Here is a 19,841-nt window from a genome sequence, read left to right on the forward strand (position 1 = left end):
CAGGTCTACCTGGAAAACCTGGTGAATATGAAGTCCTCTTTGGCGGGCAGCTTCTGATGACAGGCGAAGCAGCTGTTGATCACCTTGAGACTCGTATTCACCTTTCCCTCCTCGAACTGCCCGTACCCCCATCCTCCCGTACTGGCGTACCGCTTTGAATCCTTTACTTCCACCTGCACGTTCGTCGGCTTGCCAGCGACGAACGATTGCTCGCGCCCAAACGCCGCGTTGTTCTGCGCCGAGGGCTCGTAGACGTATGCGAGACGAACGATGATGCTGCCGTCGGGAAACGGCCGGACGCCGTTGCGGAACGCCGTCATGGCGGTCTCGTTTCCCAATACCACCCGTATGTCGTTGTTGTCCCCCGCTTCATGCGCAATGCTGACGAAGGGCCACTCCCGATACCCGGGGGGCAGCGTCACGCCGAAGATCGGCGAGCCAACGGCGTCCTCGTTCGCGGCTGCGACGGTCGTCGATTCGAGGGGGAAAAGAACGCTCAAGGTCGCGGCAACGAGCAAGGGATAACGCACGACTACGCTACGCACACGCATGACTGGCCCCTCCGGCATATCGACGCTGCTAGAAGGTTCGTCCAAACCTGGATTGCCGGCCAGCCCGGAATCACGACCATCGGGGCCGCCGGGGCGCATGGTGATGCGATTTCTTAAGGCGTGGTGCCATTTCGACAAGCGATCGACGCGTGACGGCTGAACAGGAACTAATGTTCCTAGCACTAATGCCGTCGTCTGGCTGAAGGCGAACTCACCAAGGGGCTACCATGCAATGTCAACGCAGCGATACCGCCGTGGTCTTCATCGATCCGCAGAACGATGTGCTCAGCCCTCGGGGCGTGAACTGGGCGGTTCTCAAGGAGAGCGTCACAGAGAACAAGACGGTGGAGAACATGGAGCGCGTTTTCAAAAAGGCCAAGGAACTGGACTACCTGGTTTTCATATCGCCGCACTACTTCTATCCGACCGATGTCACGTGGAAAATGAACGGGCCGATCGAACAAGGTGAATTTGAAAACAAGAGCTTTGCCAGAGCCGGCGCGCTGGATCTCACTGGGTTCGAAGGATCGGGCGCCGACTGGCTCGAATCGTTCAAGCCATACATCAACGATGGGAAAACCATCGTCGTCAGCCCGCATAAGGTCTTTGGCCCGCAAACCAACGACCTCGTCCTGCAGTTGAGAAAGAACGGCATCTCGAAAATCCTGCTCGGCGGGATGATCGCGAATCTTTGCGTCGAGTCCCATCTGCGGGATCTGCTCGAACAGGGATTTGTGGTGGCCGTGATCTCGGACGCCGTCGCGGGACCGCGTCATCCCACCATCGGAGACGGCTACAAGGCCGCGATGACGAATTATCAGTTTCTGGCGCACGCCGTATTGACCACCGATCAGACGATCGCGGAAATGAAGGGGTGACTCGGATGATGGGGAGGACTTGAAGCGTGTCGGGAGCCATCCGCGCGCTGTACTATGTTGTGCGTACGCGTTTCGTCACAGGCCACCGGCCTCCACGCGTGAATCCGGTTAGCACAACAAGAAAGCCCGCAGATGAGTGTCTCCCTCCCCGCGCCACAGCCCCCTGCCGTTCCGGTGGAAGACATTGCGTCGGTCAGCCGCATCAGCGCGGTGCCGACGATCCTGCAGCTCGTGTGCGACGCGACGGGCATGGGCTTCTCCGCCGTCGCGCGGGTGACCGATGAGTCGTGGACGGCCTGCGCGGTGCATGATCGCGTGTCGTTCGGGCTTGCCGCTGGCGGGCAACTGGATCTGCGTACAACGCTGTGCTTCGAGTCGCGCGCCGCGCGTCAGCCGATCGTGGTGGACGATTTCAACGAGCATCCGATCTACAACGGTCATCACACGCCGCTGATCTACGGCTTGCGGAGCTATATCTCCGTGCCGATCGTGCTGCCCGATGGATCCTATTTCGGTAACCTCTGCGCCATCGACGCCAATCCGGCCTCGGTCGCCAACTCGCGCACGCTCGCGATGTTCGAAAGCTTCGCGAGCCTCATCGCCGCGCAACTCGCGAGCGATCGCGCGACGCAGGGCGTTCGCGCGGCGTTGTCCGAGGAACGGGAGACCGCGAAACTGCGCGAGCAGTTCATCGCGGTGCTGGGCCATGACCTCCGCAATCCGCTCTCCGCGATCAGCTATGCGGCGCAGGCACTGATCGCGCAAAAGTCCGACCCGGTACACGTCAAGACGGGCCAGCGCATCCAATCCGCGGTGCAGCGCATGTCGCGCCTGATCGAAGACGTCATGGACTTCGCGCGCGGCCGGCTGGGCGCGGGGATGACGGTTGCCCCGCGCGCCGAGTCCGATCTCGCCTGCGCATTGCACGCCGTTGTCGCCGAACTGGCGGAGACCCGTCCCGACCGCGTGATCGTCGAAGAGATTCACATCGACACGACGGTCCATTGCGACGTCGCGCGACTGCAGCAGCTTGTGTCGAATCTGCTGGGGAACGCCCTCGCCTACGGCGATGCGGAAGCGCCGGTCGTCATCCGGGCGCAGGCGCTGGAAGCGGAACTGGTGCTGTCCGTGACGAACGGCGGCAAGCCCATCGCCTCCGAGGATCTGGAACGGCTCTTCGAGCCGTATTGGCGGCCGGCGGAACGCAGCGCCGCCGGCGGCCTGGGACTCGGCTTGTACATCTGCCACGAGATCGTCCGCGCCCATGGCGGCGCGCTGGAAGTGCGCTCCACCCGCGAGTGCGGAACCTGTTTCACGGCGCGGATTCCGCTACGCTAAGCCTGGTACGAGATAAAACAGGGTACGAAATTTGCACCCGTCAACGGGAATGACACCACGCATGGCCTCCAATGGCGGCCATGCGCATTCGTACGTGGAGTTCCTATGCCGGGCGGTAAAAAAGAAACGAAAGAGTATGGACATGCCTCGGGCGGCTGGGGCTCGGTAAAAGCCGTCGCGGAAGTCCTCACGCGCGAACATGCGGCCCTCGAAGGCGGCCGCGTCCTCATGCGGCAGAACAAGCCCGACGGCCACATGTGCACCAGCTGTTCGTGGGCCAAGCCGAAAGACCCGCATACATTCGAGTTCTGCGAGAACGGCGCCAAGGCCACCGCGTGGGACCTGACGGACAAACGGGTCGATCCCGATTTCTTCGCCACGCATACGGTCGCGGAACTCGAGACATGGCACGACCATGATCTGGAGGAAGCGGGCCGCGTGACCTCGCCGATGCGATGGAACGCGCAGACCGACCGTTATGAACCTGTGTCGTGGGAGCGCGCGTTCGAAGAGATCGGGCGAGAGCTGCGCGCGATCGCGCCCAACGCCGCCGTGTTCTACACATCGGGCCGTGCCTCGCTGGAAACCGCGTACATGTATCAGCTGTTCGCGCGGCAGTACGGCACGAACAACCTGCCCGACAGCTCGAACATGTGCCACGAGAGCACGTCGGTGGCGCTGACCGCGGCCATCGGCGTGGGCGTCGGCACGATCACGCTGGATGATTTCGAGAAGACCGACCTGATGTTCTTCTTCGGGCAAAACGTCGGGACGAACAGCCCGCGCATGCTCCATCCACTGCAGGACGCGCGCCGCCGCGGCGTGCCGATCATTACGTTCAACCCCATCCGGGAACCGGGCCTCGTGCGATTCGTGAATCCGCAGTCGCCAGCGGAAATGCTGACGCCCGGCGCCACGCAGATCAGCACGCAATACCATCAGGTCAAGGCAGGCGGGGACCTTGCCGCGATCACCGGCCTCTGCAAGGCACTGCTCGAAGCAGACGCCCTCGCCTTGCGCGACAGCAAACCGGGACTACTCGACCGTGCCTTCATCGCCGCGCATACCGTCGGCTTCGAATCGTTCGCGGCGTTCGTCGCGCAAACCGAGTGGGCGGACATCGAGCGCGAGAGCGGGTTGACGCGCGCCGCGCTAGAAGCCGCGGCGGCGGAGTATGGCAAGGCCAGCGCGGTGATCGCGCATTACGGCATGGGATTGACCCAGCATCGGCTCGGCGTGGAGAACGTCCGGATGCTGACCAATCTGCTCCTGCTGCGTGGGAATATCGGCAAGCCCGGCGCGGGGCCCTCTCCCGTGCGGGGCCATTCCAACGTGCAGGGGCAGCGCACGGTCGGCATCACCGAGAAACCTGAACTCGCGCCACTCGACAAGCTTGCCGCGCAATATGGGTTCGAGCCGCCGCGCGAGAAAGGGCTCGATACCGTCGGCGCCTGCAAGGGCATCATCGGGGGAAGCGTCCTTGCGGTGATCCAGCTCGGCGGCAATCTGGTCCGTTCGGTGCCGGACCGCTTTGCGTTCGAGCCGGCATGGCGCAGGCTGCGCCTGACGGTCGGCATCACGACCAAGCTCAATCGCAGCCACCTCGTGCACGGCACCGTGTCGTACATCCTGCCCTGCCTGAGCCGCATCGAGCGCGACATGCGGGGGGACAAACCGCAAGCCGTTTCGATGGAAGACAGCACGGGCTGCATGCACGGGTCCCATGGCATTGCGAGGCCGGCGGGCCCCGACCTGCTGTCCGAGCAGCAGATCGTCGCGGGCATCGCGCGTGCGACGATCGGCGACGCTGGCCCAACGCATTCGGTACCGTGGACGGCGTGGGAGAACGATTACGCGCTGATCCGCGAAGCCATCGCCGAAACCTATCCCGAGATCTTTCACGACTTCAACGCGCGCATGTGGACGCCCGGCGGGTTTCACCGCCCCCTGCCCGCGCGCGAGCGAAAGTGGAAAACGAAAAGCGGCCGCGCGGAGTTCTTCACACCGCAATCGCTATGCGAAGATCCCGACGTGCATCCGATCGACGCCACCACCCTTCGGCTGTTCACGCTGCGCAGCGACGACCAGTTCAATACGACGATCTATTCGCTCGACGACCGCTTCCGCGGTATCAAGGGCACGCGCATGGTGGTCCTGATGAACCCGGACGACATCCATCGTCTCGGCCTCGCCGCTGGGCAGCGAGTTGCGCTGGAAACGGTGGCGGACGATGGTGTGCCGCGGCGCGTGGACGCCTTCGAGGTCGTGGCGTTCGATCTGCCGGCGGGCTGCGTGGCGGGCTATTTCCCCGAATGCAATCCGCTGGTGCCGCTCTGGCACCATGCAAAGGAGAGCCACGTTCCCGCGGTAAAGTCGATTCCCGTCAGGGTCGTGGCCAGCGCGTGATCGCGCCGACCGTGACCGACCCTGACTATCCATGCTTATCGGTGCTTATCCATGCATGGGGCACTGATTGAACCGCTCGCGGAAGTCGGCCGAGGCCTCGTACACATGCCGGCGCACGCGCATGATGCCGCCCAGCGGGCGATGCGCGGCGATTCCGTGCCATGGGTTGAACGACATGCAGTCGTCGATGGCTGTGACGCGCGCCTCCGCCCACGTGTCCTGCGGCTGTGCGCGAATACGCGCCACGGGCAGATAGGGGCTGACGCCCTCGTCCCATTCGACGGATGCGTCCTCGATCGGCATCGTGTTGGCGTCCGTGGCAAGTTGCACGCGCACTTCCCATTCCGCGCCCTGCCGCGCAAAGAACGCGCGGACCGCTTCGCGCAGCGCATCGGGTTGATCGCGCAAGGCGATGCGCGTGCCCTCCAGCGCGGCAATCTCCGGGGACACGGGCACGATGCTGACCTTCGCATAGTACGGGCCGTAGAGGATGGGGACGCACGTGTAGAACGTCTCGCCCAGAATATGCGTCGGTGGATGGCCGCCCAGGCTCTTGAGCGTCGCGCTCTCGCCGCCGACCGATTCGATCGCCTGCTCGACCCCGCGTAGCATCGCCGACAGCGCCTTCTTCGCGCGCGGGGCCCGGTCCGTCGTCTTGGCGAGCAGGCTCAGGTTCGCGAGCAGTTTCTCCGGCGTGGCCGCCGAGAACGCTGGCGAGTTGACCATCACGAAATTCTGCGTGCTCCGGCCCTCGCTGCCGGGTAGCCGCTCGCCGGGCACCTCGCTGATCTTGATGGCTAGCCCGCGCGGCGTCGATACGCTGTCTTCGAGAACGTCGCCCGGATTCGTGGACAGCCGCATCACGACCGGATGCAGACCCGGTGTCGCGAACAAGCCTTGCGCGAGTTCAGGCGGCAAATCGGCGAGCACCTCCATCTCCGCGTCCACCACGCCATGGCACTTTGCATGGACACTGCGGACCGCATAGCCGTAGTCCTTCGCGGTGGTCTGCTGGATCTCGTGCAGCACCTCCATCAGCTTGATCACCGTGGTGGCCTCGTCCTCCGGCACCTGTTCGAGGCTGGGGTCGAAGGGAATCGGGCGGACGGGCATTGCGGCGGACATGAAGGCTCCAGGCGGAAACGGATCGCCACCGCAACGCAAGCTTCATTCCAGCGCCAGACGCGACACACGGCCGTGTTTCGATCGCCCCGCGCGCGCAGCAATTACATTTTCCGGAGCGCGATTGCCGGTACGATTTGCTCGCTGTCCGCTTGCACCGCGGAGGGGCGTCTTCGGCTCGGGCGTTACCGGGCAGGAGTCCCCGGCTGCCGCCATCCATGGACTTCCAATATCGCGTCGGCGAACGCTTCCGGCGCCTCTTGCGGAAGATTGTGGCCCACGTTGTCCACGACGCGGCGCTGGTGGCGGCCGGTGAAACGATGCAGATTGGACTGGTTTCCGGCCAGCGGCATGACGCCGTCCGCGCCGCCATCGAGCGTGATCGCGGGAACGTTGATCGGCGGCGCGGCGGCCAACTGGCGCTCGATGTCGTCGAACTGAGGATCGCCCTCGACCAATCCGAAACGATGCCGGTACGAATGCACGACGACGTCGACGAAATCGGGATTGTCAAAGGACGCCGCGCTACGCGCGAAGGTCTCCTCGGTGAAGTGCCACGTGGGCGACCACAGCGACCAGAGCAATCGGCAGAACTCGCGGCGATGCGCGGCAAGCCCTGCCCTCCCCCGTTCGCCATGAAGGTAATACTGATACCAGAGCCGATACTCTTGTTCCGGCTGGGCGGGCTGCATGGCGGCGGCAATGTTCTGGATGTTGTAGCCGTTGACCGAAACCAGCCCTCCGACTCTCGATGGGTGAAGCGCGGCCACGATGCACGCGGCGCGGCCGCCCCAGTCGTATCCGCCGAGTATCGCGTCCCCGATATGCAGGCCGTCGAGCAGCGCCAGCAGATCCGCGCCCAGTGCCGCCTGCTGGCCGGAGCGCGGCGTATCGGGTGACAGGAAGCGCGTCGGCCCGTAGCCGCGCAGGTAGGGCCGGATGACGCGGGCCCCATGCCGCTTCAAGCGCGGGACCACGTCGTCGTAGGTGTGGATGTCGTATGGAAATCCGTGCAGCAGCACGACGGGCCATCCGTCCGCCTCGCCCTGTTCGTCATAGGCGATGTCCAGCAGGCCGGTTTCGATGTGCTTGAGCATGTGCCCTCCTCCCTCTCGTCGCGCGGGGCGACGATATTGCAACGGTGACGCGACAGGATGGGCCCATCGGCGGGCGATGGTCAATACATGCCGGCCTGATCGAGTTCCCGCGCGCGCCGCGCATCTTCCGCGTGGACGTAGACCGATGTGGTGGCCAGCGACGCGTGGCCAAGCTGGTGCTGCACGACGTCGAGCGCCACGCCGCGCGCGATCGCGTGAGAGCCGAACGTATGGCGCAGCCAGTGCGCGCTGGCCTGCGCGAGGCGCGCCGCGGCGGCGGCGTCCTCGGTCTTGAGAACGTCGGCCGCCTGCGCGAAGAACCCCTTCCAGATCGCGTCGAGCTGCGCTACGGAGAGCTTGCCGCTGGCACCGTCGTTCTTGACGCGGCCGATCAGCGGCGTGGCCGGATGCAGGCGTTCGAACTCGCGCACGAGCCCACGCGCCTGCAGGTAGTCGCGCAGGGCCTCGATCACGGGCGCGGGCACATGGACCTCGCGGGCGCGCGTGCCCTTGCCGATGAACGACAGCGTCCACACGCCGCGCTGATCGGCCGAGAGATCCTGCTGGCGCAGATCGCCAACGGTGACCTGCGCCTGCTCGGAGATGCGCAGGCCCGTGGCATAGGCAAAGCGCAACAGGAACTGCATGCGGGCGGTGCGCGCGTCATCGGGCGGCAGCCCCGCGGCGAAGCCGCGCAGGAATTGCCATTGCGCGTCGGTGAAGCTGCGCGCCACCTTGATGCGGCCCTGCCCCGCCGCTTTCGGCTTTGGCAGCAGCGCGAACGGGTTGTAGCGCAGGTACTGCGCGCTGACGAGCCATGCGCAAAGGCTCTTTACGATCGTGTAGGCCTGGCGCACGCTGCCCGGCGATAGCGGCCCCTCGAAGGGGCGCCAGTCGAAGCGATAGCGCGGCGTCCCGCGCGGTCCCACCCATTGCGCGGCGGGCTGAGGATCGGCGAGGAACGCGAGATACGCACTGCAATCCTCGACGGTCAGGTCGGACAGCGCCTTGCCGCGCGCGAAGACGGCCCACAGTAGAAAGCGCTCGGCCTGCGTGCGATAGGCACGCCATGTGTGGCCGCCGATGGGGGGATGGACGCCGAGCCACGCATGAATCGCCATGAGGTCGTTCTGCGCGGCAATGCGCTGCTCGCTGCCGGCGTTCGCGCGGTTGTGGCCCTGGCGGCCGTCGAGGGCCGGCGGCAGCAACAGCGATTCGAGCGGGGCGACCATCGCGGCGGGCGGGCGAAGGCTTGCAAGCTCGGCGGCGGTCGCGCTGCGTCGGGGGACCAGTGCGGCGGCGGGAATGGCGCCCAGCTCGGCGGCGAACTCCGCCAGCCATGCTTCGATGCGCCGGGCCGTGTGGGCGCCGATGCGGTCCACACGCTGGAACCACCGCGCGCCACCCTGCGCGATGCCGGCCTGCAGCATCGCGAGCGTGGTCATGCCTGCTGCGGTGAGGCGCTGTGCGATGGCGGGTGTGAACCAGCCCGCGACCGCATCGTCGGGAGCGGGTCTTGCGGCGAGCAGCGGCTGCAGTTCCTCGAGCGCGCGCTGTTGGCGTTTGCGTCTTGCGATGCGGGCGGCGGCCGTCTCGCCGGCCGGCGGATGGAATAGCGCGTGCCAGGCAGACTCGCTCCAGCGGCGTTGCGGTGTGCCGCCCTCCCCCGCCGCGGCCCTGCTTCGCGTGGCGAGGCGGCGGACGCCCCGGGCCAGTTCCTCCGCGATCCAGTCCACGGTCGCGCGGGCGACGCGGAGGTCGAGCCCCGTATCGAGATACCGGTCGGCCAGCCGGGCGAGGTCGACGCCTTCGAGCCAGCCACGGTAGAACGCGAAGTGATGGGGGCCGAGCAGCCTGTCGGGGGCGATGGCGGCGCGCTGGCGTCGGACGGGTTCTTTTTCTGGGACTGGCACGGACTATCGCAATAAAACTCGGGGCAAAACGGGTTTCCGGATGATACCTCAGCGGTGGGACTTCCGGGATTAAAGTTTCCATCGAGATAATGGTAGTTATCAAGATATGCGATTCGTATCGGCGCGACTTCCGACGACCTTCCGACTGCCTTTCGACGACGTTGTCGAGCTCGTCGTCAACGCGCGGTCTCATGCCCTCCAAGCGTGACGCCCAACACAACCAGCGCGCTTTCCACGCTGGCCGCGAGTTCCCGATCCCGCAACTGCGATGCTTCGGCCAACGCCACGTGAATCCACGTCTGCAACGCGGGCGGCACTGTCCCCGCGCTCCCCGTCCGCGCCTGCGTATGAAAATGCCGCGCGACGATGGCCAACACGCGTCGCACGGCCTTCCGGAGCGGCCCGCGCAACGATGGCAATGCCCGTTGCAACGCCATCGTGCAAAAGCCGATCTGCAGTTCGGCGAAGCCATCCGACGCCACCTTCCCACGCGTCGCGCCAAGCCGCGGCGTCAGCTGACCGAGCCGGTCCAGCATGCGCGCGCCGAAGCCCGCGCCCGAGGCCGGGATATCGACCGCGCGCCAGGTGGCCGCGCGCGCCAGGTCGTGCCAGCTTGCGCGAATCAGCCGGCGGGCCACGGCTTGCGAGCCGAAGGGGCGGACGAGCATGGCCCACAGCGGCGCGAACAGCAATGCCGCGGCGTTGGCGAGGTAAGTGTTGAACAATCCGATGAAATTGGCGTCGTGGATGCTCTGGACGTTGGTGAACGACGCTGTGGTGATGGCGAGCAGCATCGCCACCACGTTATACCCGGGACGCGCGATGAGCGCGCCGATGCCGACGTACGGCAAGGCAAGCAGGCCAGTCAGTGCTTCGAAGGTCTGGGCATAGGGCAGCACCACGAACAGGAAGAACAACGAGATCGTCGCGCAGACGGCGCCCCATTTGATGAACAGGCGTGCCACGGGGCGCGGTTCATGGACCGTCGCAAAAAAGCAGCACGCGATCGACGACAGCGCCACGGGGCCGCCACCGTCTTGCCAGCCGGAGAGGATCCACAGCATGCCGACACAGAAGACAGCCAGCCCTGCCGACGCCGCGTTGAACAACAGCATGCCGTGATCGTGATGCAGCCCGTCCGCGTCCTCGCTCTCGCTGGATGAGCCGGCGCCCGCCCCTTCACCGGCGCCCGCCCCTTCACCGGTGCCTGCCTCTCGCCCCCTTGCCCCGCCGTCGCTTTCGCGACTGGCAGCGCCGGCCCGATCCCCAATCCCCCGCTGCAGCGTCACGCAGGTTCGCATCAGCGCCTCATGCCGCGCCCGGAGCCGCGCCACCGCGGTCTCCAGCGCGGCAGGCGGCAAGGCCACCGCGCTGCCCTCGCGCTTTGCATGCAACACGGTGTCTAGCGCGGCAAGCACCGGCATCACGCTCGACATCCGCGCACGCAGCGCGCGAGCCCGCGCCACCGTCCCCCGGCTCTCGGTATCGAAAGACAACTGTTCGATCATCTGGTCCAGCGCCAGCATGTCCGTCGCCAGCCGATATCGCCCGGCATCCGCCCGCGGATGACCGGCCGCAATGTCGCGCGCCCACGCCTCCGCATCGTCGAGCCACTGCTGTGCCCGCGCCCGCAATGCCGGCGCCACGCGCGCGGGAAAGACGATGGCTCCCACCAGCGATGCGCACACGATGCCGATGACGATCTCCTCCACCCGAGACACCGCAATGTCGAACACATCGGCGGGCGCCATCACCGTCGGCAGCGCGACGATCGGCAGCGTATAGGCCGCGAGCAGAAACACATAACTCCGCGGCGACCGCTGCAATAGCGAGAGATAAACGAGCAGAACGATCCAGAGTCCGATGGCCCCGGTCAGCACGATCGGCATATTGACGAGCAGCGGAACCGTGATCACCGCGGCGGCCGCCCCGAGCACCGTGCCAGCGACACGATACGCAGCCTTGGAACGCGTCGCGCCCGTCAGAGGATTCGCGACGAAATAGACCGTGGCCATCGCCCAGTAAGGACGGGTCAGACCGAAAGAGAGCGCGACGTACAGGGCCAGCATCGCGGCCACGAATGCCTTCAGCGAGAACAGCCACTGCCGGGCATTGGGCCAGTGCGCCATAACATGTCACACGCCGGCGGTTCGGCGCGATTGCGGGGTAGAGATGCCAAGTGTAGTGGCCGCGCGAATATTCCCTGCATGATTTAATATGCCGCCAACCAGTCGGAATTTTCATAGCGAGACCCACATGCCGATCGACATCCGCGCGCTGCGCTACTTCGTGGAAACCGCGCGCCAGAAGAGCTTCACGCAGGCCGCGTCGTCCCTGTACGTGACGCAGTCCACCATCAGCAAGATGGTCAGGCAGCTCGAGGACGAGATCGGCCAGCCGCTGCTGATCCGGGAAGGGAAATCCGTGCGGCTGACAGACGTTGGCAAGGTGGTCTACGAGCGCGGCCAGGAAGCGCTCGGCGTGGTGCACCGGCTGACGCTGGAAGTGGCCGACCTCTCATCGTTGGGACGCGGGCAACTGCACGTGGGGATTCCGCCGATGGTCAACCTGTTCTTCTCCCCCGCCGTCAGCGCATTTCGCAAGCGCTATCCAAACCTGCAACTGACGCTGGCGGAGCATGGCGGACAGGTGATCGAGCAACAGGTCGCCAATGGCGAGATTGAGGTGGGCGCGACCGTGCTGCCCGGCGACAGCGGACTCGCGCTGGAAACGCGGCAGTTCGCGAAGTATCCCATCTGGGTCGTGGGCCCGCGCGACGCGGCGTGGGCGAAGGAACGCAGTGCGGGCCGTACTGCGACGCGTACCGCGGGACGCACCACGGGACGCACCGCGGTCGGCACGATCTCCCTGCACGCGCTGAGCCAGGAGCCGCTGGTCATGCTGACCGAAGCCTTCTCCCTGACGCGCACGATGCGCCAGATCTTCCTGGAGGCGCGCATCGAGCCCAGAGTCGTCGCGCAAAGCGGCCACTGGGATTTTCTGGCATCGATGGCCGCTGCGGGACTGGGCACCACGTTCCTGCCGGAACCGCTCGTCGCACGGCTCGAGTCGCGCGACAGGCTGGCCGTCGCGCGACTCATCGAGCCGACTGTGGACTGGACGCTCGCCCACATCTGGTCGCCGGGGCGCTACCTGTCGCACGCGGCCAGGGCGTGGCTGGACGTATGCGACGAGGTAATGGGGGCCGAGTAATGGGCGGCCGAATAATGGGCAGCGCGGCGAAAACATGACGCCGAAAGACGCTGAGAGACGCTGAGAGACGCTGAGGGACGCTGAGGGACGCGGCGGTCAGGCCGCGAGCGGCTCCGCGGTCGTCACGGGCGCGGCCGCGCGCGTGGGCATCGCCACCGGCGCCGGCAGCATCGTGCCCGTGTCGCGATACCGCAGATGCATCGCAAAGGCTTCCTCCAGCAGATGCGGCGTCTGGCCGCCCCGCGCGCAGGCGCGCTCGAAGTAGTCCTGCAGCATGCCGCGATAGGCCGGATCCACGCAGTTGTCGATGATCGCCCGCGCCCGTTCGCGCGGCGCCAGGCCGCGCAGGTCCGCGAGGCCGTGCTCGGTCACAAGGATATCCACGTCGTGCTCGGCGTTGTCCACGTGGGGCACCATCGGCACGATGCTCGAGATCTTGCCGCCCTTGGCCACCGACTTGGTGACGAACACGGACAGATGCGCATTGCGCGCGAAGTCGCCCGAGCCGCCGATGCCGTTCATCATGTGCGTGCCGCCGACGTGCGTCGAGTTGACGTTCCCGTAGATATCGCACTCGAGCGCGGTATTGATCGTGATGGGGCCAAGCCTGCGCAGGACCTCCGGATGATTGCTGATTTCCTGCGGCCGCAGGACGAGCCGCGACTTGTAGTGCGCGATGTTGTTCAGCACGTGCTCATACACCGGCGCGGACAGCGTCATCGACGAGGCCGAGGCAAACCGAAGCTTGCCCGCATCGAGCAACGCAATGGTGCTGTCCTGCAGCACTTCGGAATACATTGTCAGGTCATGGAACGGCGAATCGGCGAGGCCATGCAGCACGGCGTTGGCGATCGTGCCGATGCCGGCCTGCAGCGGCAGCAGCGACGGCGGCAGCCGGCCGGCCTTCACTTCATTCTCGAGCAGTCCGATCAGATGGCCGGCGATGCGGCGCGTCTCGTCGTCGGGCGCCGCGGCGTTCGACGGGCTGTCGTCGTGCTGCGTGATGACGATGGCGGCGATCCTGGCGGGATCCACGGGAATATAGGTCAGCCCGATGCGCTGCTCGACCTCCGTGAGCGGAATCGGCTGGCGATGCGGACGCGACGCGGGCGACACCACGTCATGCAGCCCTTCCAGCGCTGCTGGCATGTTGAGGTTGATCTCGACGATGATCTTCCGGGCCTGCATCGCGAAGGTTGCGGAGTTGCCCACCGAGGTGGTCGGCACGATGCCGCCCGTTTCCGTGATGGCGCATGCCTCGATCACGGCGACGTCCACCGGCGCGATCTGGCCGCCGCGCAGGAGTTCGGCGGTCTCTCCGAGATGCTGGTCGATGAACATCACCTCGCCATCGTTGATCTTGCGACGGAGCGTGGCATCGGACTGGAACGGCAGCCGGCGCGCGAGCACATGGCGCTCGGCGAGGATCTTGTCGGTGTCGTTGCCCAGCGATGCGCCGGTGATCAGCGTGATTTGCAGCGGATCCGTCTCCGCCCGCTTCGCCAGTGCCAGCGGCACTGCCTTGGCGTCGCCCGCGCGGGTGAACCCGCTCATGCCGACGGTCATGCCGTCTTGAATCAGGGCGGCAGCATCTTCCGCCGACATGATCTTGTCCTGGAGGCTCGCCAGCCGGATCCGATCGCGATACATCATGTCTCCTTCTGCGGCGCGCATGCGCCTTGTTCATGACTGGAGTGTAGCGAGCGCGATCTATTCCAGTGATGACATAAACGCCTCGACGCCAGTCGGGTTTTTCATGGTGTGACCCCCGACCATCGTCGAGCTTGCCGGAATCCCCGGGCTATCTAGAATGGGGTAGCAGCCACATCGCCTCCCCGACACGCCAAAAGGTCTCATGGCCCTCCTCGGCAAGCTTGTTTCCCTTGTCAGCCGTCGCACGCTGCGGTCGGAGGGCCACGTGTTCGCCGTGACGCCCGAGCGCATCGCCGTGGCGGAAGGCATTCACGCGGCGCTGGCCATGGCGCCGATGCTCTGCGCCGCCGTGCTGCTCGCGCGCCCGGAGGTCGCATTCGGGGCGGTGGCCGCGTTCTGGAACTGCCTCTGCGATCCGCAAGGCGCGAAGGACGAACGTCTCAGGAGCATGGGCATGTTCACCGCGCTCGGCGCGGTCGTCCTGCCCGCTGCGGCCTATCTCGCGCACTGGGGGTATGGCGCCAGCATCGTCACGCTATTCGTGCTCGTGTTCCTCTGCGGACTGACGCGGTCGTACAAGCCCGCGCTCGGGCCGATGCCGGCGCAGGCGGGACTCATCGCCTCGCTGGCCGTGGTCATCGGCGTGGCGTCGCCGGCGCCGTTCGGCGGCGCCCTCTTGCAGGGCGGCTATTTCCTGCTCGGCTCGTTATGGACGATGCTGTTCTGCATCGTGCTGTGGCAACTGCCCTTCCGGCAGTCCGCCTGCCTCACGCTCGAGACGATCTTCGCGCGGCTCGACGATATGGCCGGTCATCTGGAAATGCTGGACGCGCGGCCGGGCATGGATGCCGACGGCTGGGAGGCATTCGACACCGTCTACCGCCGCGGCGTCCGCATGTCGATCGAACGCGGCCGCGCGCTCGCGGCGCATGATCCGCGAACGGCCCCTGTGCTGGGACCTGGCATCGACGCGGCCGGCCGGGTTTTCTCCGCGCTGATCGCGCTCGGACATTCTCGGCGCAATCCGGAGGTGGCGCTTCCCGAGGACTGGCGGTCCCTGCTGCAAGGTCTGCGGCAACTGTTGCAGAGCCTCGGCGACCTCGCGGAGCAGGAGATGCCGATCGCCGACGTGCCGCGCGCGCAGGCCCACGCCCTCGTGCGGCGGACGGCGGGACGCAACGACCAGGCCGCGCGGGCGGTATCCTTCGCGGCCATGGCGATCCTGAGGCTGGCGGAGCACGATCATGGGCTCGCAAGGGGAGCAGAGTCGGGAGCAGAGTCGGGAGCAGAGTCGGGGGCACAGTCGGCGGCAGAGTCGGCATCCGCGCCCGCGCCCACATCGCCTTCGCCCTCTCCCCCCGCGACGTTCCATATCGATGCGCTCGTCTGGCGCCACGCGGTGCGCGTGGCAACCGCCGCGGTGATCGCGTATCTCGTCTGCACCTGGTTCAACGTCACGTTCGCGTACTGGGGCGCGATCGCCGCGATCGTCGTGACGCAGCCGATCTCCGCCAACACATGGCTGCGCGTGGTGGAACGCGCATGCGGCAGCTTCGTCGGTGGCATCCTTGCCGCGTATCTGCTCACACATCTCACCACGCCGCTCGCCATGGCGCTCGCCATCCTTCCGCTCGCGGCGATTACCGTCTCCCTGCGCCTCGTGAACTATGGGCTGTTCGTGGTCTTCCTGACGCCGATGTTCATGCTGCTGTCGGATTTCATTCGCCCCGCCGATGGCCTGATCCTCGCGCGGCTGACCAACGAGTTCGTCGGCGCATGCGTGGGCGTCGCGGCAAGCTTCCTGCTGTGGCCGGGTCGCGCCAACAATGGCCTGGCCGCCGCCCTCTCATCGACGATCTCCGCCAACATGGCATTCGCCGCCGCCGTGGCAAGGCTTGCCCCGAGCCAGGCGGCCAAGCTGGACCACCTGCAACGCGAGGCCGGCATGGCCAGCACGCGCCTGGAGACGGCGCGCGAAAGGATCATGCTGGAGGGAAGGTGGCGATCGGCAGCATTGGACCGCCTGCGAGAGGTCATCGTGGCGGCACGCATCATCTGCGGTGCGGCCGCCGTGATCGAAGTGCTGCGTGCCGGCGAGCCCGATGCGCGCGATCGGCAGCGCGCGGACGCTTACGACGATGCGGCCGGCCAGATGCTCGAGGCGTTGGAGGCCCCGCCCGCGCAGGCGTCCGAATTGCCGATCTTTCCCGCGGCAGAGGGGTCCAGCGACGATGCCTCCACCGCCGACCTCGACCATGCGGTCGGCAATCTCGTGACGGCGGTAGACGGATACCTGCGCGCCGCGGCGCCCGCCAGGACTGCCATACGCTAGAGATATGGATACGCGTCGCATCGATATTTGTCATCGAATGTGGATGCGCTATAGTCCTGCGCTACCTGACCTACGTTACCTGACATACGTTAACCGAGCTACGCCACTGTCGCGTCCGCATTCCAATGTTCAAATCGAAACTCATCGCCCTGGCCACGCTCATGCTGGTGCAGGCGGTTCCTGTCCACGCGCAGCAGGCGAAAGAACGCGACGAGTTCTATTGGCTCGGCGAGATCAACAAGGCGACGGCCGTCATCAATTCGGAGCAGGGCCTGCTCGATAAAGCCACCGCGCGGCGCATCGCCGTCGGGCTCCACAAGGTGCTCAAGGATGGCGAGCAGGCGGGGGGCAAGCGGCCTTCCACGGTCATCACCTTCGAACCGCTGCTGATCAAGGCTGGCGGCGTCGAAGTGACCCTGCTGCATGCGGGCCGGTCGAGCCAGGATATGCATGCCACGTACCGTGCGGCGATTCTGCGCGACGAGATGCTCAAGCTCGCGGCGCAACTGAACACCACGGCGTCCACCGTCGTGCGACTGGCGGAACAGCATGCCAAGACCATCGTGCCCAATTACACCAATGGCGTCGCGGCACAGCCCAATAGTTATGGCCACTACCTCCTCGGTTTCGCCGCCGCGCTGGACCGCGACGCGCAGCGGATTCGCGAGGCCTATGCGCGCATCGACCAGTCGCCGATGGGGACGACGGTCCTGAATGGCACGAGCTGGCCGCTCGATCGCCAGCGGATGGGGAATTACCTGGGCTTCTCGAAGATCGTGAACAACGCCTACGACGCGCACCAGATCGCGGCCGTCGATCAGCCCGTGGAAGCCGGCGCCATCGTGACCAGCATCGCGCTGCATGCGGGTAGCTTTATCGAGGACGTGATGGCGCAGTACGCGAACTCGCGCCCGTGGATTCTGCTGCGCGAAGGCGGCGGCAATACGTACGTGTCCAGCGCGATGCCGCAGAAGCGCAATCCCGGGCTGCTCAACGGGACGCGCGCGGAGGCCTCCACCGCGATCACGCTGGCGATGGGACCCGTAATGCGCGCGCACAACCTGCCGCCGGGCATGGCCGACGCCAAGGAGGTCAAGCCGAACAAGGAGATGGTGCAGAGCGCCATCAAGGTGCTGCAGGGCTGGGACCGTATTCTCAACGCATTGGTCATCGACCGCGATCGCGCGCTCGACGAGCTGAACAGCGACTGGACCGCCTCGCAGGAACTGGCCGATGTACTGATGCGCAAGTACAAGCTGCCGTTCCGCGTGGGCCACCACTTTGCGTCGGAAGTCGTTGACTATGCGAAGGCGAAAAACATCCGCCCGAGCGATTTCCCGTACACGGAAGCGCAGCGCATCTATGCGCAGGCCATCGGGGAGTTCGACACCGCTACGGGTCCCGCGACGCTGCCGATGAGCGAGCAGGAGTTCCGCGAGACGCTCGACCCCGTGGCGATCGTCAACCATCGCGCGACGGCGGGTGGCCCGCAGCCCGCGGAAATGGACCGCATGCTCAAGGAAGCGAAGCAGACGCTGGCCGATCAAGCGGCATGGATTCAGGACCGGCGCACCAGGATCGATAGCTCGCTGGCGCGGCTCGACCGGGACTTCGCGAAGCTCGCCGGTCAGCCCTGATCCGGACCGCCGCATGGCCCGGAAGCCCGCCTTGCGCGGGCTTTTTGCCGTCTGCCGATTGCGTTTTTCTCAAGCGAACGCGGCGGAAATCTCGTTTGTCGGCGGGGCGGCCGCGCACCAATATCGAGTCAACGCACGGCACCCGCCGCAATCCGCCAAAGACCGATAAAGGAGACCGCCCATGTCAAACGTCCCTGCCAACCTGTGGAGCACCGCCGCGCCGCCCACGCTACTCGCATCCCGCGACCGCGCGACGGGCGAGTACGTGTTCCCGGCCCTGCCCGACCATTCGCCGCTGGCCGCGCGCCACGCGACCGTTCCCGTGACGGGGGCGGGAAGCGTTTACAGCTTCACGATCATTCATCCCTCCGCGAAATCGGGGCTGCAGCCCTACGCGCTCGGCTATGTCGACTTCGACGGCCCGGTGCGCATATTCGGCCGGCTGGAGGGGAAGGACCGACCGGTCATCGGCGACCGCTACGCCGTGCGGGCCGACGACACGTACGGCTATGTGTTCGTGGCAATCAGCGAAGCGATTCAGGAGTGATGGCGATCATGCAAGACATCTATATTTCCGGCGGCGCCATGACGTCCTTCGGCCGCCACACGGGCGTGCTCGCGCCCGAACTGGCCCAGCAGGCGATCCTCAAGGCGGTCGATGACGCCGGCGTTGCGCTCGATGACATCGAGGCCGTGTACTGCGCCAATGTGCTCGACGGCATGATCCTCGGACAGCTGATCGTGCGCGATCTGGGCCTGCGCGGCATTCCGGTCTACAACGTCGAGAACGCGTGCGCCAGCGGTGCGACCGGCGTCCATCTGGCGCGCCACGCGCTGATGGCCGGACAGTATTCGACCGTGCTCGTGTTCGGCATCGAACAGCTGACCGCGCTCGGCGGCGGCACCATCCCGATGCAGCGCAACGACATCAAGACCGACCTCTACGCGACGGCGGGCATGGTGCTGCCCGCGGTCTATGCGATGCGCGGCACGCGTTTCCTGCACGAACGCGATGCCACGCGGGAAGATCTTGCCGCGATCGCCGTCAAGAATCGCCATCATGGTTCGCTCAACGCGTTCGCACAGCAACGCACCGAAACGACGATCGACGAGGTCCTCGGCTCGCGCATGATCGCCGACCCGCTGACGCTGCTGCAATGCTGCCCGTCGCAGGTCGATGGCGCGGCCGCCGTCGTGATGACCACGCGCCGGCCCACGCAGCGCAAGCCCGTCAAGGTCCTGTCTTCGGTGGTGGTGTCGGGCGTCCGGGAACAGGCCGACGACGACATCCTCGATGCCGAGATCACCGCGCGTGCCGCGAGGCAGGCCTACGACCAGGCCGGTGTAAGCCCGCGCGACGTCAACGTGGTGGAATTGCACGACGCGTTCACGATTGCCGAGTTGCTGTACTACGAGGCATTGCAGCTCGCCGCACCCGGTGACGCGGTGCCGCTGCTGCGGTCGGGCGCCACACGCCTTGGCGGCCGCGTGCCCGTCAATCCGAGCGGCGGCCTGCTCGCCAAGGGGCATCCGCTCGGCGCGACCGGCATCGCGCAGATGGTCGAGGTCATGTGGCATCTGCAGGATCGCGCGGGCGGCCGGCAGGTGGCCAATGCTCGCATCGGTCTGACGCAGTGCACGGGCGGCGGCATCGCGGGCGTCGATCATGCCGCGTCGTCCGTGCATATTCTGGGGGTCTGA

The 19,841-nt window shown here is 66.1% G+C and carries 14 protein-coding genes; 8 read left to right on the forward strand and 6 right to left on the reverse strand.

Translation table 11 applies throughout. The features are described 5' to 3' along the window. Positions 1 to 5: 5 nt before the first annotated feature. A complete protein-coding gene (locus KHP16_RS06975) occupies positions 6 to 689 on the reverse strand; it encodes a cytochrome P460 family protein (RefSeq protein WP_244835669.1) in 684 nt (227 codons plus the stop codon). A gap of 89 nt (positions 690 to 778) precedes the next feature. Here KHP16_RS06975 and KHP16_RS06980 point away from each other — a divergent pair, with 89 nt between their 5' ends. The 3 genes from KHP16_RS06980 to KHP16_RS06990 all read left to right on the forward strand — a co-directional run bounded on the left by KHP16_RS06980 (position 779) and on the right by KHP16_RS06990 (position 5,173). Continuing rightward, entirely contained in the window at positions 779 to 1,429 is a 651-nt protein-coding gene (locus KHP16_RS06980) for a cysteine hydrolase family protein (protein ID WP_211959812.1), read from the forward strand. 132 nt (positions 1,430 to 1,561) lie between these two features. Further along, positions 1,562 to 2,767, forward strand: a complete 1,206-nt coding sequence (locus tag KHP16_RS06985; RefSeq protein ID WP_121490934.1) for a GAF domain-containing sensor histidine kinase — start codon at positions 1,562 to 1,564, stop codon at positions 2,765 to 2,767. Positions 2,768 to 2,872: 105 nt separating this feature from the next. Next, positions 2,873 to 5,173, forward strand: a complete 2,301-nt coding sequence (locus KHP16_RS06990) for an FdhF/YdeP family oxidoreductase (RefSeq protein WP_121490933.1) — start codon at positions 2,873 to 2,875, stop codon at positions 5,171 to 5,173. A 45-nt stretch (positions 5,174 to 5,218) separates the two neighbouring features. Here the strand turns inward: KHP16_RS06990 and KHP16_RS06995 are convergent, their stop codons facing one another. From KHP16_RS06995 to KHP16_RS07010, 4 genes are all read right to left on the reverse strand, one after another. Continuing rightward, a complete protein-coding gene (locus KHP16_RS06995; RefSeq protein ID WP_211959813.1) occupies positions 5,219 to 6,298 on the reverse strand; it encodes a catalase family protein in 1,080 nt (359 codons plus the stop codon). A gap of 182 nt (positions 6,299 to 6,480) precedes the next feature. After that, positions 6,481 to 7,392, reverse strand: a complete 912-nt coding sequence (locus tag KHP16_RS07000; RefSeq protein WP_115952260.1) for an alpha/beta fold hydrolase — start codon at positions 7,390 to 7,392, stop codon at positions 6,481 to 6,483. Positions 7,393 to 7,472: 80 nt separating this feature from the next. Beyond that, a complete protein-coding gene (locus KHP16_RS07005) occupies positions 7,473 to 9,305 on the reverse strand; it encodes a phage integrase family protein (protein WP_211959814.1) in 1,833 nt (610 codons plus the stop codon). A gap of 176 nt (positions 9,306 to 9,481) precedes the next feature. After that, entirely contained in the window at positions 9,482 to 11,434 is a 1,953-nt protein-coding gene (locus KHP16_RS07010) for an FUSC family protein (RefSeq protein ID WP_211959815.1), read from the reverse strand. Between the two features lie 127 nt (positions 11,435 to 11,561). On the opposite strand from KHP16_RS07010, the gene KHP16_RS07015 reads away from it, so the two are divergent. Beyond that, positions 11,562 to 12,518 carry a LysR family transcriptional regulator gene (locus KHP16_RS07015; protein ID WP_211959816.1) on the forward strand — a complete coding sequence of 319 codons (957 nt, stop codon included), beginning with the start codon at positions 11,562 to 11,564 and terminating at the stop codon, positions 12,516 to 12,518. A gap of 96 nt (positions 12,519 to 12,614) precedes the next feature. Here the strand turns inward: KHP16_RS07015 and KHP16_RS07020 are convergent, their stop codons facing one another. Beyond that, the gene (locus KHP16_RS07020; protein WP_211960006.1) at positions 12,615 to 14,168 is read right to left on the reverse strand and encodes an acetyl-CoA hydrolase/transferase family protein; all 1,554 of its coding nucleotides are present in this window, start codon (positions 14,166 to 14,168) and stop codon (positions 12,615 to 12,617) included. Between the two features lie 205 nt (positions 14,169 to 14,373). Here KHP16_RS07020 and KHP16_RS07025 point away from each other — a divergent pair, with 205 nt between their 5' ends. From KHP16_RS07025 to KHP16_RS07040, 4 genes are all read left to right on the forward strand, one after another. Further along, complete coding sequence (locus KHP16_RS07025) at positions 14,374 to 16,503, forward strand: FUSC family protein (RefSeq protein WP_211959817.1); 2,130 nt, start codon at positions 14,374 to 14,376, stop codon at positions 16,501 to 16,503. 125 nt (positions 16,504 to 16,628) lie between these two features. Further along, a complete protein-coding gene (locus KHP16_RS07030) occupies positions 16,629 to 18,140 on the forward strand; it encodes an argininosuccinate lyase (RefSeq protein ID WP_211959818.1) in 1,512 nt (503 codons plus the stop codon). A 181-nt stretch (positions 18,141 to 18,321) separates the two neighbouring features. Beyond that, positions 18,322 to 18,687, forward strand: a complete 366-nt coding sequence (locus KHP16_RS07035; RefSeq protein WP_211959819.1) for a Zn-ribbon domain-containing OB-fold protein — start codon at positions 18,322 to 18,324, stop codon at positions 18,685 to 18,687. A gap of 8 nt (positions 18,688 to 18,695) precedes the next feature. Then, complete coding sequence (locus KHP16_RS07040) at positions 18,696 to 19,841, forward strand: thiolase family protein (protein ID WP_211959820.1); 1,146 nt, start codon at positions 18,696 to 18,698, stop codon at positions 19,839 to 19,841.

Source organism: Cupriavidus plantarum (assembly GCF_905397285.1).
Taxonomy (GTDB): domain Bacteria; phylum Pseudomonadota; class Gammaproteobacteria; order Burkholderiales; family Burkholderiaceae; genus Cupriavidus; species Cupriavidus plantarum.